A 14645-nucleotide genomic window follows, 5' to 3' on the forward strand; every position below is an offset into this window, starting at 1 on the left:
GCGCCGCGGCCTTCCCGGGCGCGCCGGGCAAAAAAAAGGCCCGAAATGCCGAAGCATCGGGCCAGTGGAGCACACAGTGCCGCGCCATGATAAGGCTCGCGGGGAGGCGCGGCACAGGCGATAAAAAGAGCTTTCCCGATGCGAGAACCAGGGGGACAGGTTGAACGCGCCGGAAAGGGCAGCCCTTTCTATGCCTCGAATTCTAGGCCTTTAGCCTGAATTTTGCCTGAAAGCGCCTCATTTTCAGCTATTGATGTCATTGTCCTTGGTTTCCCGCACGAACAGCGCGCCCACGACCAGCGTCATGACGGCGACGATGATGGGGTACCACAGGCCGTGGTAGATGTTGCCCGTGGCGGCCACGATGGCGAAGGCCACGGGCGGCAGGAAGCCGCCGAACCAGCCGTTGCCGATGTGGTAGGGCAGGCTCATGGAGGTATAGCGTATGCGGGTCGGGAACATTTCGACCAGCATGGCGGCGATGGGGCCGTAGACCATGGTGACGAGGATGACCAGGAAGGTCAGCAGCAGCACCACCATGATGTAGTTCACCTGCGACGGGTCGGCCTTGGCGGGATAGCCGTGGCTGCGGATCGCTTCGGTCAGCGATTTCTTCAATTCGCCGGACTTGGCGGCGAAATCCGCCTTGCTGAGCGCGCTGCCCTCGAAAGACAGGAATTCCTCATCGCCGATGCGCGCCTTGGCGATGCTGCCCGCAGGCGCCTTTTCGTTGGCATAGTTGACCGAGTTGCTCGCCATGAAGGCCTTCAGGATGTCGCAGGAGCTGGTGAACGACGACACGCCGACCGGATTGAACTGGAAGGAGCAGGTCGCCGGGTCGGCGATGACGGTGACGGGCGCGGTCGCCTGCGCATGTTCGAGCGCCGGATTGGCGAAGTGGGTGATCGCCTTGAATACCGGAAAATACGCGACCGCCGCGATCAGGCAGCCCGCCATGATGATGGGCTTGCGGCCGATGCGGTCCGACAGCGCGCCGAACACCACGAAGAAGGGCGTGCCCAGCAGCAGCGCCAGGGCGATCATGATGTTGGCGGTGTTGGCTTCCAGCGCCAGCGTCTTGGTCAGGAAGAACAGGGCGTAGAACTGCCCCGTATACCACACGACGGCCTGGCCGGCCGTCAGCCCGAACAAGGCGAGCAGGACGATCTTCAGGTTGCCCCATTTGCCGAAGGACTCCTTGATCGGCGCCTTGGAGCTCGTGCCTTCCTCTTTCATCTTGCGGAAGGCGGGCGATTCGTTCAGCTGCATGCGTATCCAGACCGAAATGCCCAGCAGCACGACCGAGATCAGGAAGGGAATGCGCCAGCCCCAGTCCAGGAAGGCTTCTTCGCCGAGCGAAGTCCGGATGCCCAGGATGACGAGCAGGGACAGGAACAGCCCCATGGTCGCGGTGGTCTGGATCCAGCTGGTGTAGAAGCCCCGGCGGTTCTGGGGCGCGTGCTCGGCCACGTAGGTCGCCGCGCCGCCGTATTCCCCGCCGAGCGCCAGCCCTTGCAGCAGGCGCAGCACGATCAGGATCACGGGCGCCGCCATGCCTATGGAGGCATAGGACGGCAGGACGCCGACCAGGAAGGTCGACATGCCCATGATCAGGATGGTGATCAGAAAGGTGTACTTGCGGCCCACCATGTCGCCCAGCCGGCCGAACACCAGGGCGCCGAAGGGCCGCACTGCGAAGCCGGCCGCAAAGGCCAGCAAGGCGAAGATGAAGCCGGCCGTGGGATTGACGCCCGAAAAGAAGTGGGCCGCGATGATGGCCGCCAGCGAGCCGTAGAGATAGAAATCGTACCATTCGAAAACGGTGCCGAGGGAGGAGGCGAAGATGACGCGCCGCTCCTCGGGGGTCATGGGCCGGTTGGTCGCGGCCGGGGCTCCCGTGGGCGCGGCGCCGGGCTGTGCGATGCTTGTCGTACTTGAGTACATATTGTCTCCTGGGTGTCTTTCAAAGATCTGCTGTTTTTCCGGAGCGCGAATTCACGTCTCGGCCAGCGTAAATTATTTGAGCTAGCTGACGTCAGCCTGACGGCCCCGCAAAAATATTTCTTTCGGGTGCGGCGGCGTCAGCCGGCGGCATGGCCCGGCGCGGGAATCTGGGGCTTGATGCGGCTGAAGGTGACGCGCAAACAGGTTCCGCCTTTTTTCCCCAGGCGACTGCCGGTGGGCATGAATTCGACGGTGCCCTCGTGCAGTTCCGCGATTTCCTTCACGATGGACAGCCCCAGGCCGCTGCCGTCGGTATCGGTGCCCAGGACGCGGTAGAAGCGGTCGAAGACCCTGGATTTGTCTTCTTCGGGAATCCCGGGGCCCGAGTCCTCGACTTCGATATAGGCCGACAGCGGGTCGCCGCCGACGCGGACGGTGATCCAGCCGCCGGGCGGGCTGTACACCAGGGCGTTCTCGATCAGGTTGTTCAGCAGCTCCGCCAGCATCAGGGCGTCGCCGGTGATGGTCATGGGCGCGGCGGAGCGTTCGAAGCCCAGGTCGATGCGCTTCTGCAGGGCGGCGTCCACCCAGTTCAGCGCTTGCTGCTCGGCCAGGCGGTTCAGGTCGACCTGTTCGCCCGGCCGGAGCTGCGGGCCGTCCGGGCTTTCGGCCCGCGCCAGCGTCAGCAGCTGATTGACCAGCCGGGTCGCGCGCTCGGAGCCGCGCACCAGCTGTTCGAGGCTGGCGTTCAGCTTGTCGGGGCTGCGCTCGCGCAGCGCCAGCTCCGCCTGGGTGCGCATGCCGGCCAGCGGCGTCTTGAGCTGGTGCGCGGCGTTCGCCACGAAGCGGCGCTGGGTCTCGTGGGTATGGGCCAGACGGTGCAGCAGGCTGTTCATGGCCGCGATCAGCGGCACGATTTCCGCGGGGGCGAGTTCGGCGCTGATGGGCGACATGTCGTTGGCGCGGCGAGCCCGTATCCTTTCCTGCAGCACGTTGAGCGGTTCCAGGCCCTGGGTCAGGCCCAGGCCGGCGAGCAGGGCCGCGAGCGGCAGGACGATGAGCTGGGGCGTGAGCATCCCCGTGAGGATCTCTTGCTGCAAGGTGGCGCGCATTTCATTGGACTGGGCCACGGCGGTCATGAAGGGCATGCCGTCCGCGTCCCGGCCGCCCCAGACATACGCCACGCGCACGCTGTGCTTGTCGATGGTCTCGTTGCGCATGCGGATCTTGTCATTGTCGTAGGCCCAGTTGTCCGGCAGGGGAATGCTGCTGTTGCCGCCGAGCGAATTGCCGTTGGCGTCGCGGATCTCCCAATGCACCAGGTGGCCGGTGTCGCCGTGCAGGATGTTGATGGCCGAGGCCGGCAGCGTGATGCCGTCCAGGATGGCCTGCTGTTCGATTTCATGGCGGATCATGCGCAGGTGGTCGGCCAGCGCGCGGTCGTAGGGGGCGTTGGCGATGTTCTGCGCAATGAAGTAGGTGATGACCAGGCCTATGGTCCAGAGCAGGAACAGCGGCCCGAACATCCAGATCATGATTTTGTTGAGCAGCGCGCGATTGCCCTTTTTCCGGCGGAACAGGCCCAGCATGCGGTCGCTTTCGGCGGCCTGCGTGCTGGTGTCCTTCAGGATTTTCGGGTCGATCAGCATGCCGGCAAGGCCTTGCCGGATTCACGCGGCGATCGTGTCGCTGCGTTCGGGTTCCAGACAGTAGCCCAAGCCCCGCACGGTGACGATCTTGACGCCGCCGGGTTCGATTTTCTTGCGCAGGCGATGGATGTAGACTTCGATGGCGTTGGGCGTGACTTCCTCGCCCCATTCGCATAGAAGGTCCACGAACTGGTTCTTGCTGATCATGCGGCCGCAGCGCGACAGGAAGATTTCGAGCAGGCTGGTTTCGCGCGCGGAAAGTTCCAGGGGCTGGTCGTCGATGCGGGCGATGCGGCCGTTGAGATCGAAGGTGAGCCGCTTGTACTTCAGGATGGTCGAGGCGGCGCCCGCGCTGCGGCGGGTGAGGGCGCGCACCCGGGCTTCGAGTTCGGACAGCGCGAACGGCTTGGCCATGTAGTCATCGGCGCCGAGGTCCAGGCCGGTGACCCGCTGCTCGACCGAATCCGAGGCCGTGAGTATGAGCACCGGTATGGGAGTGGGGCGCTGGCGCAGCATGCGCAGCACCGACAGCCCGTGCATGCGCGGGAGATCGAGGTCGAGGATGAGCAGGTCGAAGCTTTGCAGCTGCAGCGCCGAATCCGCGGCGGCCCCGTCGCTGACCACGTCGACGGCGTAGCCGTCGTAGCGCAGTGAACGGGAAAGTCCATCGGCAAGAATACTGTCGTCCTCGGCAATTAGAATATGCATGTCGGCCTGCGTTGACGTTGCGATTGTCGTATACCGCCACTCTGAAACCTGTCCGCCAATTTTGGCATTTCGGGCGGGCCTTGAACAGTCAGGGATTACGATGCAAGGGCTCCATGGCTGTGATCTGTGTTTTTATACAGTATAATTTGATGCAATAATCTTGGGGTGCGACGCTGCCCGGCGGCATCACAACCCTTGGGCGCATGCCCGCCACACCGTATACCGGAATTCACCGTACATCAGTCAAGGACGCTACATGGACGACAAAAACAGCAAAGCCGCCGGCGAGCGCAGCAAAGCGCTGGCCGCCGCCTTATCCCAAATTGAAAAGCAGTTTGGCAAAGGCTCGGTAATGCGCTATGGCGACAACTCGGTCGAGCACGACATCCAGGTCGTCTCCACCGGCTCGCTCGGGCTCGATATCGCCCTTGGCGTGGGCGGCCTGCCACGCGGCCGCGTCATCGAAATCTACGGCCCGGAATCCTCGGGCAAAACCACGCTGACCCTGCAGGTCATCGCCGAAATGCAAAAAATCGGCGGCACCTGCGCGTTCATCGACGCGGAACACGCGCTCGACGTCCAGTACGCCGCCAAGCTGGGCGTCAACCTGGCCGACCTGCTCATCTCCCAGCCCGACACCGGCGAACAGGCCCTCGAAATCACCGACGCCCTGGTGCGCTCGGGCTCCATCGACCTCATCGTCATCGACTCGGTCGCGGCCCTCGTGCCCAAGGCCGAAATCGAAGGCGACATGGGCGACTCGCTGCCCGGCCTGCAGGCCCGCCTCATGAGCCAGGCCCTGCGCAAGCTGACCGCCACCATCAAGCGCGCCAACTGCATGGTCATCTTCATCAACCAGATCCGCATGAAGATCGGCGTCATGTTCGGCAACCCCGAAACCACCACGGGCGGCAACGCACTCAAGTTCTATTCCTCCGTGCGCCTCGACATCCGCCGCATCGGCGCCATCAAGAAGGGCGACGAGGTCATCGGCAACGAAACACGGGTCAAGGTCGTCAAGAACAAGGTGGCGCCGCCGTTCAAGCAGGCCGAATTCGACATCATGTACGGCGCCGGCATTTCGCGCGAAGGCGAAATCATCGATCTCGGCGTCCAGGCCGGCATCGTCGACAAGGCCGGGGCCTGGTTCAGCTACAACGGCACCCGCATCGGGCAGGGCAAGGACAATGTGCGCGAATACCTGAAGGAACACCCCGAAATGGCCTTCGAAATCGAGAACAGGGTCCGCGAACAGCTGGGCGTCGCCGCCCAGGCCGCGCCGGTCGCCCGGGCCAGGGCGGCGGGCCCCGTCGACGACGGCCCCGAAGACGGCGAATGATCCACGGGGGGGCGCCATGCATCGCGACGACGAGTTCGAAACCTTGTCCGACGCCGATCCGGGCCCCTCGCCTCGCTCCGGCCCTTCGCTGAAGGCCCGGGCCATCGGCTTTCTTTCCCGCCGGGAATACTCCCGGCGTGAACTGCAGCGCAAGCTCGCGCCCCATGCGCAAGATCCGGACGAACTCGAAGCCCTGCTGGACGGCCTGGAACGCGAGAACTGGCTGTCCAACGAACGCTTCGCGCAAAGCCTGGTCAACCGCCGGGCGCAGCGCCAGGGCGCGCAGCGCATCGTCCAGGAGCTCAGGCAGCACGGCCTGGCCGAAAACGTCATCCAGGACGCCGAACAGCGCCTGCACGGCACGGAACGGCAGCGCGCCACGGAAATCTGGGAAAAGAAGTTCGGGCGGCCGCCCCGGGACGCCAAGGACTACGCAAGGCAGTTCCGGTTCATGGCGTCGCGCGGCTTCTCCACGGAACTCATCCGCCGCCTTCTCGGGCGTGTTCCGAGCGGCCATGGCCCGGACGAGTAAACGCATTCCCCGCCCATCCGGCGTGCCGCCGCCGGCCACCCTCCCAAGCCCCCGTGCGCTAAGCCGCCCGCGTTCCAAACAAAACACTGCGCTATACTTAACAGGTTTTACGCAATATTCATCGTTCATACATGCCGCTACCGCCGCCCGATGCCGCACGCGAACCCATGCATACTCGTTCCATACGGGTGAGTTCGTATGCCCGTAAAGACGGACTGTGGGACCTCGAAGCCGAACTCATCGACGTCAAAGCCTACGACTTTCCCAAAAGAAACGGGCAAACCCACCGGGCGGGCACTCCTGTGCATCACATGCACCTGCGCATCACCATAGACCAGGAGTTCAGCATCACCGACGCCGTAGCGGCGTATGACGCCGCCCCGTACGGGGTCGTCTGCTCCGCCATTACGCCAGACTACCGCGATCTCATCGGCATGAACCTTTTGCGCAACTTCCGCCAAAAAGTCAAAGACCGCTTCGGCCGGACCGCCGGCTGTACCCACATGACCGAACTGTCGTACGTGCTGCCCACCGTGGCCGTGCAAACCATGTCCAACGTCCGGCGCCAAGCGGAAGCCGACCTCGCCAAGCGGCCCTTTCAGCTCGAAGGCTGCCACGCCTTGCGGCTGGACGGCCCCGTCGTCCAGGAGTTTTATCCCCATTGGTACAAGACCTCCCGCAAGAAGGCCTCGTGCGAATGAACCGATGCAGCAGATGCGCTATCCGTGTGTGACGGTCCTGGTGTAGCCCCCGAACACATTCTCTTTTATCTTTACGTTCTGACAGGTAACAAATGAAAATTCACGAGTATCAAGGCAAGGAACTGCTGAAGCAATTTGGCGTGACTGTGCCGCGCGGAATTCCTGCTTTTTCCGTAGACGAAGCCGTTGCTGCAGCCGAAAAGCTGGGCGGACCCGTCTGGGTGGTGAAGGCGCAGATTCATGCAGGCGGTCGCGGCAAGGGCGGCGGCGTGAAACTTGCCCGGTCCATCGATGAAGTTCGTCAACTGTCGTCGGAAATCCTGGGCATGCAGCTGGTCACGCACCAGACCGGCCCGCAAGGCCAGAAAGTCAACCGCCTGCTGGTCGAAGAAGGCGCCGACATCAAGAAGGAATACTACGTCGGCATCGTCACCGATCGCGGCACGCAGCGCGTGTGCGTCATGGCTTCCAGCGAAGGCGGCATGGACGTCGAAGAAGTCGCCGAGAAGACCCCCGAGAAAATCCTCAAGGTGTTCGTGGACCCCAAGGCCGGCCTGACCGACCAGGAAGCCGCCGACCTGGCGCGCGGCATCGGCGTGCCCGACGCCTCGGTGGCCAAGGCCGCCGCCGAATTCCAGAAGCTCTACAAAGCCTACTGGGACACCGACGCGTCCCTGGCCGAAATCAACCCGCTGATCCTCACCGGATCCGGTGACATCATCGCGCTGGACGCCAAGTTCAACTTCGATTCGAACGCCTTGTTCCGCCATCCCGAAATCGTCGCGTACCGCGACCTCGACGAAGAAGACCCGGCCGAGATCGAAGCCAGCAAGTTCGACCTGGCCTACATCCAGCTCGACGGCAACATCGGCTGCCTGGTGAACGGCGCCGGCCTGGCCATGGCCACCATGGACACCATCAAGCTGTTCGGCGGCGAACCCGCCAACTTCCTGGACGTGGGCGGCGGCGCATCGGCCGAGAAAGTCACCGAAGCGTTCAAGATCATGCTCAAGAACAAAGGCGTGAAAGCCATACTGGTGAACATCTTCGGCGGCATCATGCGCTGCGACGTCATCGCCCAGGGCGTGATCGCGGCTTGCAAGGCCGTCAACCTCAGCGTGCCGCTGGTCGTGCGCATGAAGGGCACCAACGAAGAGTTGGGCAAGAAATTGCTGGCCGAGTCGGGCCTGCCCATCATCAGCGCTGACACCATGGCCGAAGCCGCGACCAAGGTCGTGGCCGCCGCGAAATAAGAATATTGCCGAGGATTTTTTCATGTCGATTCTGATCAACAAAGACACCAAAGTCATCACGCAGGGCATCACCGGCAAGACCGGCCAGTTCCATACCCATATGTGCCGCGAGTACGCCAACGGCAAGAACGCGTTCGTCGCCGGCGTGCATCCCAAGAAGGCGGGCGACAACTTCGAAGGCGTGCCCATCTACGCGTCCGTGAAGGAAGCCAAGGCCGAGACCGGCGCGACCGTCTCGGTCATCTACGTGCCGCCCGCGGGCGCTGCCGACGCCATCTGGGAAGCGGTCGACGCCGACCTGGACCTGGTCATCTGCATCACGGAAGGCATTCCCGTGCGCGACATGCTGGTCGTGCGCAATCGCATGCGCGACGAGAACAAGAAGACCTTGCTGCTGGGCCCCAACTGCCCAGGCCTGATCACGCCCGACGAGCTCAAGATCGGCATCATGCCGGGCCACATTTCGCGCAAGGGCCGCATCGGCGTGGTCAGCCGCTCCGGCACGCTCACCTACGAAGCCGTCGCCCAGCTCACCGAACTGGGCCTGGGCCAGTCTTCCGCCGTCGGCATCGGCGGCGACCCCATCAACGGCCTGAAGCACATCGACGTCCTGCAGATGTTCAACGATGACCCGGACACCGACGCCGTCATCATGATCGGCGAAATCGGCGGCCCCGACGAAGTCAACGCGGCCCTGTGGGCCAAGGACAACATGAAGAAGCCCGTCGTCGGCTTCATCGCCGGGGTCACGGCGCCGGCCGGCAAGCGCATGGGCCACGCCGGCGCGCTGATTTCCGGCGGCGCGGACACGGCCGACGCCAAGCTCGAGATCATGGAGTCCTGCGGCATCCGCACGACTCGCGATCCGTCCGAAATGGGCAAGCTGCTCAAATCGGTGCTGTAAGCACAAAAAGGCTCGCCTGGCGGGCCTTTTTGCACTGGGCTTTCATACTCACGACGCCTCTTGGCATACAACGGATACGAAAATGCTAGAGTTTATCCAGACGCTCCATTGGGGCGCGGTTTTCCAGATCATCCTGATCGACATCCTGCTGGGCGGAGACAACGCGGTCGTCATCGCGCTCGCTTGCCGCAACCTGCAGCCCGCCCAACGCATCAAGGGCATCTTGTGGGGCACGGCGGGCGCCATCGTCTTGCGCGTGCTGCTCATCGCCTTCGCCCTGACCTTGCTCGACATCCCCTTCCTGAAGCTGGTGGGCGGCGCCTTGCTGGTCTGGATCGGCATCAAGCTGCTGGCGCCCGAAGAAGACGAGCACGGCAACATCAAGGGCGGCAACTCCGTGTTGAGCGCCGTCAAGACCATCCTGATCGCCGACTTCGTCATGAGCCTGGACAACGTCATCGCCATTGCCGGCGCGGCGCAGAACACCCATATGGACCATCAGCTGTATTATGTGATTTTCGGTCTGGTGGTGAGCGTGCCCATCATCATCTGGGGCAGCACGCTGGTGCTGAAGCTCATCGACCGCTTTCCGCTGGTCGTCACCTTCGGCGCCGGGCTGCTGGGCTGGATCGCGGGCGGCATGCTGGTCACGGACGTATTCATCGTCGAGCAATTCGGCGAAATCCAGCCGTCCATCAAGATCGGGGCCGAAGTCGCCGGCGCCATCCTCGTGATATTGGTCGGCAAGTGGCTCGCCGGCCGCAAAACCGCTGGGGCACAGGAATAAATCATGGGTCTATTCAAGTCTTCGTCGGGCAAGAAGTCGGATGATTCCGGCCTCACGCTGCTGCAGGGCCTGTTCATACTGGCGGTGATCGGCATCGTGCTGGCGGTGCTGTTCAAGTATCTGGCGTAGTCTGGGCATGCCGGAAACACCAAAGAAACTGACCATCGCCACCCGCGCCAGCCGCCTGGCACTGTGGCAGGCGGAGCACGTGCGCGACCGCCTGCAGGAACTCTACCCGCTATGCGAGGTCGGCCTGCTGACCATGACCACGCGCGGGGACCAGATCCTGGACCGCAGCCTGTCCAAGGTCGGCGGCAAGGGCTTGTTCGTCAAAGAGCTGGAAACCGCCCTGCTGGACGGGCGGGCGGACCTCGCCGTGCACTCGCTCAAGGACGTGCCGGTCGACCTGCACAGCCCCTTCGCCCTGTCCGTGGTGCTCGAGCGCGACGACCCGCGCGACGCCTTCGTCTCGAACGGCTATGGCTCGATGGACGAGCTGCCGGCCGGCGCCGTCGTGGGCACGTCCAGCCTGCGCCGCGAGGCCCAGATCCGGCAGCGCCATCCCGGCCTGGTCGTCCAGCCGCTGCGCGGCAACCTCGACACCCGCCTGGGCAAGCTCGATCGCGGCGACTACGCCGCCATCATCCTGGCGGCGGCCGGCCTGCGCCGCCTGGGGCTGGAGGCGCGCATACGCGGCTACCTGCCGGTGGAGCAGAGCCTGCCGGCGGCGGGGCAGGGCGCGCTGGGCATCGAAGTCCTCGAAGCCCGGGCCGACATGCATGCCTGGCTGGCTCCCCTGGCCGATCCCGCGACCACCGCCTGCGCGCTCGCGGAACGCGCGGTGTCGCGGGTGCTGGGCGGATCATGCCAGGTGCCGCTGGCGGCCTATGCGCAAGTGCAGGGCGGCACGCTGGCGGTGGACGCCCTGGTGGCGGAGCCCGACGGCTCGGTCATCATCCGGGCGCGGGCCGCGGGCCCGGTCGCGGACGCCGCCGCCCTCGGCGAACGCGTGGCGCAAGACCTGCTGGCCAAAGGCGCGCGCCCCATTCTGGATCGCCTGTCGATGCCCGATGCGTCGGCCTGAGGTCTCTTGATCGGCGCGGTCATGGACGCCAGTGTCATCCTGACGCGGCCCGAGGGCAAGAACGAGCAGCTCGCCGCCAGGCTGCGGGACGCCGGCCTGGAACCCCTGGTTCTTCCCGCGCTCAGCCTGCGGGCGCTTCCGGCCGGCGAACGCGCTTTTCCGCTGCCCGCCCATTACGACCTGCTGGTTTTCGTCAGCGGCAACGCCGTCCGCTTCTATGCCGCGCAGCTGCGCGGCCTGTCCGCCGACGCCGCATGGCCGCCCGGCTTGCGGGTCGCCGCGGTGGGCGCCGCGACCGCCCGGGCCGCGCAGCGGGCCGGGGTCGACCCTGGCGCCATCATCCAGCCGGACCCCCGCGACGGCCAGGATTCCGAAGCCTTGTGGAAACAGCTCAGCCCCCGTCTCGGCTCCTTGCGGCGCGTGCTGATCGTGCGCGGCAATCGCGGCCGTGAATGGCTGGGCGCGCGCCTGGAGGAAGCGGGCCTGCGGGTCGATCGCCATGCCGCATACGAGCGCCGGCCGGCGCAATGGTCCGCCGAGCAGGGGCGCCGGCTGGCGGCGGCGCTGGAAGAGGGCGGCCCCTGCATCTGCCTGCTGACCAGCAGCGAGGGCGTCGACGCGGTGTACGCCAACCTTTTGCGCCTGGGCCTGGAAAATGCTTGGCCGTCGCTGCGCTTTCTCGTCGTGCACGAGCGCATCGCGGGCCGCTTACAATCCGTGTCCGGCGCTTCTGGTAAGGTAGGGCCGCGGATGGTAAAAATATGCCAACCAAGCGACGACGCCATTTTCCAGGCCCTGGTCGGGATGGCGTCGCCTTCTGAAAGCTCCTAGGATTACAATCTCGCCATGACAGACAAAAAAACCGAGATCTCGCCCGCCGTGCCGGCCGTCGTTTCCGCTTCCGGGCCCCGGTCCGAGTCCGCCGCCGGCCAGTCCGCCCGCGCGCACGAGGCTCGGCAGCGCAAAGCGGGTTCGGCCCTGCTGCCGGCGTTCGTGGTCGTGCTGCTGGTGGCCGCGGCCCTGGGGGCCACGGCCTGGTATCAGCACCAGGAATATTCCAGGAACACGGCGGTGCTGTCCGATCAGGTCCGCATCGGCGCCGATACGGCCGGCCGGGCGGCCGAACAGGCTCGCCAGGCGCTGGCCCTGGCGCAGGAACAATCCGTTCGCCTGGCCTCGCTCGAAGCCGCGTTGCAAGAAGCGCGCGAACAGGCCGACAGCTTGCAGCAGGCGTTCCAGACGCTCACGGATAGCGGCTCGGATCTCGTGCTGATCAACGACATCGACCACCTCGTCACCATCGCCCAGCAGCAGCTGCAGCTGGGCGGCAACGTGGCCAATGCCATCATTTCCCTGGAAACCGCGCAAGCGCAGCTGGCTCGCGCCAACCGCCCCACGCTGGCGTCGCTGCAGCAAACCGTCAACGGCGATCTCGACCGCCTGCGGGCGGCGTCCACGGTCGACATCGCGGCGCTTTCCGCGCAGCTGGACGAGCTCGGCAACCTCGTGAGCCAGGCGCCCCTCATGGTGCCCGACGACGCCGCGCCCCAGCCCCTGCGGCCGCAAGCGCCGGGCGCCGCGCCGGCGGCCGGCGGCGGCCAGGCCGCAAGCCAGGATCCCGACGCCCCGTGGTGGCGGCACAGCCTGGCGGCCGCCCGGCAATGGAGCGCCGAAGCCTGGGCCTCGGTGCGCCACGACCTGGGCGAATTCATCGCCGTGCGCCGCGTCGACGACCCCCACGCGCTGTTGATGTCGCCCGACCAGGCCACTCGCTTCCGCGAGAACCTGCGGCTGCGCATCATGACCGCCCAACTGGCCCTGATGATGCGCCAGCCCAATGTCTGGGCCACGGAAACCGCCCACTTGGTCAAGGCGATCGAAAGCCGTTTCGACCAGCAATCGGCCGAATCCCGCCGCGCGCTCAAGATCGCGCGCGACATGTCCGACACCAACATCGACGTCCGTCTGCCGACGGTGGACAACAGCCTGGCCGCCATCGAGACCCTGCGCGAAGCCAGCGCCAAAGCCGAAGACGAAGCGGGCGATTCCGAGCCCTCGGCCGAATCCTCCGAACCGTCCGAAGCCGCCCAGCCTTCCCAGCCGCAGCCGGCGGGCGCCCGGCCCGACGGCCAGGCCGGCGCGGGCGCCCAGGCGCCGGGCGCGCGGGGGTAAGCCATGAAGACCTGGTTCTGGACCCTGCTGGTATTCGTCGCCGCCGTGGCGCTGGCGCTGGTGCTGCGCGAACACAGCGGCAACGTGCTGATCATCGCGCAGCCGTATCGCATCGAACTGTCCCTGACGCTGGCCGTGCTGCTGCTTCTGGCGAGCTTCCTGGTTCTTTACATCGTCCTGCGCGTGCTCGCCTGGATCTCCCACAGCCCCGGGCGCTTCCGTTCCTGGCGGGGCCTGCGCGCCGAAAAGCGCGACCACGAATTGCTGGAGAACGGCTGGATCCACATACTCGAAGGCCGCTACACCGAGGCCGAGAAGGACCTGTCCAAGGTGCTGGGGCGCACGCGCTCCGGCTCGCGCAAAGTGCTGGCCGCGCTGGCCTCGGCGCGGGCCGCGCACCACATGGGCGAGTTCGAACGGCGCGACGAGGCCCTGGCGCAGGCGCGCGAGCACGCCTCCGAGAACATCCGCCTGCGCGAGGCCGCGTCCATCGTCGCGGCCGAGATGTATCTGGACCAGAACCGCCCCCAGGACGCGCTGGTGCTGCTGCAGCCGCTGCAGGACGCCAGCTCGCGCTATTTCCACGCCACCCGGCTGCTGCTGCGCGCGCACCGGCAGTTGCGCAACCATGACCGCGTATATGAATTGACCCGCCTGCTGTCGCGCCGCGGCGTGATCGACAAGGCCGAAGCGCAGCAGTTGATCGAGGTCTCGGCGGCCGCGCGCCTGAGGCAGGGCGGCCCGGAGAACCTCAAGTCCATCTGGTCCGATCTCAAGTCCGACGAACGCGCGCTGCCGGACATCGCCCTGGCCGCCGCCGCCATCCACACCGGGCAGGGCAACCACGATGAAGCGGCAAAAGTCCTGGAAGCCGCGCTCAATGTCCGGCTGGACGCGCGCCTGCTGAACGCCTATTCGCAATGCCCGCCCGAGCACGTGGCCCGGCGCCTGAGCAAGGCGGAGGAGTGGCTGAAGACCCATCCCGACGACTCGGCCCTGCTGGCCGCGCTGGGCAACCTCTGCCTGACCGGCGAGCTCTGGGGGCCGGGCGAACAGTATCTGCTGCGCAGCATGAAATTGCGCAGCGACATGCGCATCCACGCCTTGCTCGGCAACCTCTACGACCGCCTCGGCCGCCCGGCCGATGCCACGACGCATTGGCGCCTGGCGTCCAGCGTGGCCGGCGTGTTGCCGGTGCTGCCGGCCAGCCGCGCATTGCCGGCGGCCGACACGCGCGGCGACCCCACGCTGATCGACGTCGAGCACCTGCCCCAGGCCAAGGTGCTGTCCACCCTGGAAACTCCCCTGGCGGCGAGCGCGGCCGATTTCTCCGACTACGCCGCCGCGGATACGGCCGCGGATGCACCCGCCGCCGGCGCCGACGAGCCCCGCGCGGCGGCGCCCGCCACGCCCAAGGCGGCCGGCGACGACGTCTCGGCGCAGGAAGAATATTTCGACAGCTCGCCTTTCGTGGGCATCGATCTCACGCAAACGTCGGACCGCGATACCTCGCGCGGCTCCGGCAACCATTGATCTTTCATTTGAATCCTGAAATATAGGGTAGAACAGAGC

14 protein-coding genes are annotated in these 14645 nt (G+C 65.6%); 11 read left to right on the plus strand and 3 right to left on the minus strand.

Annotation, left to right across the window (positions count from 1 at the left end):
* Positions 1-243 precede the first annotated feature (243 nt).
* From H0A72_RS16935 to H0A72_RS16945, 3 genes are all read right to left on the minus strand, one after another.
* Entirely contained in the window at positions 244-1869 is a 1626-nt protein-coding gene (locus tag H0A72_RS16935; RefSeq protein WP_180157656.1) for an MFS transporter, read from the minus strand.
* A gap of 212 nt (positions 1870-2081) precedes the next feature.
* Positions 2082-3593, minus strand: coding sequence for a sensor histidine kinase (locus H0A72_RS16940; RefSeq protein ID WP_180157471.1), 1512 nt, complete (start codon positions 3591-3593; stop codon positions 2082-2084).
* Positions 3594-3614: 21 nt separating this feature from the next.
* Positions 3615-4301 (minus strand): response regulator transcription factor, encoded by a 687-nt coding sequence (locus H0A72_RS16945; RefSeq protein WP_180157473.1) that lies wholly within the window; start codon positions 4299-4301, stop codon positions 3615-3617.
* Between the two features lie 256 nt (positions 4302-4557).
* Between H0A72_RS16945 and recA the strand changes: the two genes are divergently transcribed.
* From recA to H0A72_RS16995, 11 genes are all read left to right on the plus strand, one after another.
* On the plus strand, positions 4558-5640 hold the full coding sequence (recA, locus tag H0A72_RS16950) for a recombinase RecA (protein WP_180157475.1): 1083 nt from the start codon (positions 4558-4560) through the stop codon (positions 5638-5640).
* Positions 5641-5656: 16 nt separating this feature from the next.
* Positions 5657-6172, plus strand: a complete 516-nt coding sequence (gene recX, locus H0A72_RS16955; RefSeq protein ID WP_180157477.1) for a recombination regulator RecX — start codon at positions 5657-5659, stop codon at positions 6170-6172.
* A 131-nt stretch (positions 6173-6303) separates the two neighbouring features.
* Positions 6304-6873 (plus strand): DUF2889 domain-containing protein, encoded by a 570-nt coding sequence (locus H0A72_RS16960; RefSeq protein WP_180157479.1) that lies wholly within the window; start codon positions 6304-6306, stop codon positions 6871-6873.
* A 92-nt stretch (positions 6874-6965) separates the two neighbouring features.
* The gene (gene sucC, locus H0A72_RS16965) at positions 6966-8126 is read left to right on the plus strand and encodes an ADP-forming succinate--CoA ligase subunit beta (RefSeq protein WP_180157480.1); all 1161 of its coding nucleotides are present in this window, start codon (positions 6966-6968) and stop codon (positions 8124-8126) included.
* A 22-nt stretch (positions 8127-8148) separates the two neighbouring features.
* On the plus strand, positions 8149-9030 hold the full coding sequence (gene sucD, locus H0A72_RS16970; RefSeq protein WP_180157482.1) for a succinate--CoA ligase subunit alpha: 882 nt from the start codon (positions 8149-8151) through the stop codon (positions 9028-9030).
* Between the two features lie 82 nt (positions 9031-9112).
* The gene (locus tag H0A72_RS16975) at positions 9113-9817 is read left to right on the plus strand and encodes a TerC family protein (RefSeq protein ID WP_180157484.1); all 705 of its coding nucleotides are present in this window, start codon (positions 9113-9115) and stop codon (positions 9815-9817) included.
* Between the two features lie 3 nt (positions 9818-9820).
* Positions 9821-9946 carry a hypothetical protein gene (locus H0A72_RS22360; RefSeq protein ID WP_281389360.1) on the plus strand — a complete coding sequence of 42 codons (126 nt, stop codon included), beginning with the start codon at positions 9821-9823 and terminating at the stop codon, positions 9944-9946.
* Positions 9947-9953: 7 nt separating this feature from the next.
* Positions 9954-10901, plus strand: coding sequence for a hydroxymethylbilane synthase (gene hemC / locus H0A72_RS16980; RefSeq protein ID WP_180157486.1), 948 nt, complete (start codon positions 9954-9956; stop codon positions 10899-10901).
* A gap of 21 nt (positions 10902-10922) precedes the next feature.
* On the plus strand, positions 10923-11732 hold the full coding sequence (locus H0A72_RS16985) for a uroporphyrinogen-III synthase (protein ID WP_180157488.1): 810 nt from the start codon (positions 10923-10925) through the stop codon (positions 11730-11732).
* A gap of 15 nt (positions 11733-11747) precedes the next feature.
* The gene (locus H0A72_RS16990; protein ID WP_180157490.1) at positions 11748-13073 is read left to right on the plus strand and encodes a uroporphyrinogen-III C-methyltransferase; all 1326 of its coding nucleotides are present in this window, start codon (positions 11748-11750) and stop codon (positions 13071-13073) included.
* Between the two features lie 3 nt (positions 13074-13076).
* Positions 13077-14606 carry a heme biosynthesis HemY N-terminal domain-containing protein gene (locus H0A72_RS16995; protein ID WP_180157492.1) on the plus strand — a complete coding sequence of 510 codons (1530 nt, stop codon included), beginning with the start codon at positions 13077-13079 and terminating at the stop codon, positions 14604-14606.
* Positions 14607-14645 lie beyond the last annotated feature (39 nt).

Source organism: Parapusillimonas granuli (genome assembly GCF_013416525.1).
Taxonomy (GTDB): domain Bacteria; phylum Pseudomonadota; class Gammaproteobacteria; order Burkholderiales; family Burkholderiaceae_B; genus Parapusillimonas; species Parapusillimonas granuli.

Excerpts from the sequence above, each read along its gene's own strand:
- H0A72_RS16935 (WP_180157656.1), bottom strand. The coding sequence starts at position 1,869 with ATGACCCCCGAGGAGCGGCGCGTCATCTTCGCCTCCTCCCTCGGCACC.
- H0A72_RS16940 (WP_180157471.1), bottom strand. The coding sequence starts at position 3,593 with ATGCTGATCGACCCGAAAATCCTGAAGGACACCAGCACGCAGGCCGCC.
- H0A72_RS16945 (WP_180157473.1), bottom strand. The coding sequence starts at position 4,301 with ATGCATATTCTAATTGCCGAGGACGACAGTATTCTTGCCGATGGACTT.
- recA (WP_180157475.1), top strand. The coding sequence starts at position 4,558 with ATGGACGACAAAAACAGCAAAGCCGCCGGCGAGCGCAGCAAAGCGCTG.
- recX (WP_180157477.1), top strand. The coding sequence starts at position 5,657 with ATGCATCGCGACGACGAGTTCGAAACCTTGTCCGACGCCGATCCGGGC.
- H0A72_RS16960 (WP_180157479.1), top strand. The coding sequence starts at position 6,304 with ATGCCGCTACCGCCGCCCGATGCCGCACGCGAACCCATGCATACTCGT.
- sucC (WP_180157480.1), top strand. The coding sequence starts at position 6,966 with ATGAAAATTCACGAGTATCAAGGCAAGGAACTGCTGAAGCAATTTGGC.
- sucD (WP_180157482.1), top strand. The coding sequence starts at position 8,149 with ATGTCGATTCTGATCAACAAAGACACCAAAGTCATCACGCAGGGCATC.
- H0A72_RS16975 (WP_180157484.1), top strand. The coding sequence starts at position 9,113 with ATGCTAGAGTTTATCCAGACGCTCCATTGGGGCGCGGTTTTCCAGATC.
- H0A72_RS22360 (WP_281389360.1), top strand. The coding sequence starts at position 9,821 with ATGGGTCTATTCAAGTCTTCGTCGGGCAAGAAGTCGGATGATTCCGGC.
- hemC (WP_180157486.1), top strand. The coding sequence starts at position 9,954 with ATGCCGGAAACACCAAAGAAACTGACCATCGCCACCCGCGCCAGCCGC.
- H0A72_RS16985 (WP_180157488.1), top strand. The coding sequence starts at position 10,923 with ATGGACGCCAGTGTCATCCTGACGCGGCCCGAGGGCAAGAACGAGCAG.
- H0A72_RS16990 (WP_180157490.1), top strand. The coding sequence starts at position 11,748 with ATGACAGACAAAAAAACCGAGATCTCGCCCGCCGTGCCGGCCGTCGTT.
- H0A72_RS16995 (WP_180157492.1), top strand. The coding sequence starts at position 13,077 with ATGAAGACCTGGTTCTGGACCCTGCTGGTATTCGTCGCCGCCGTGGCG.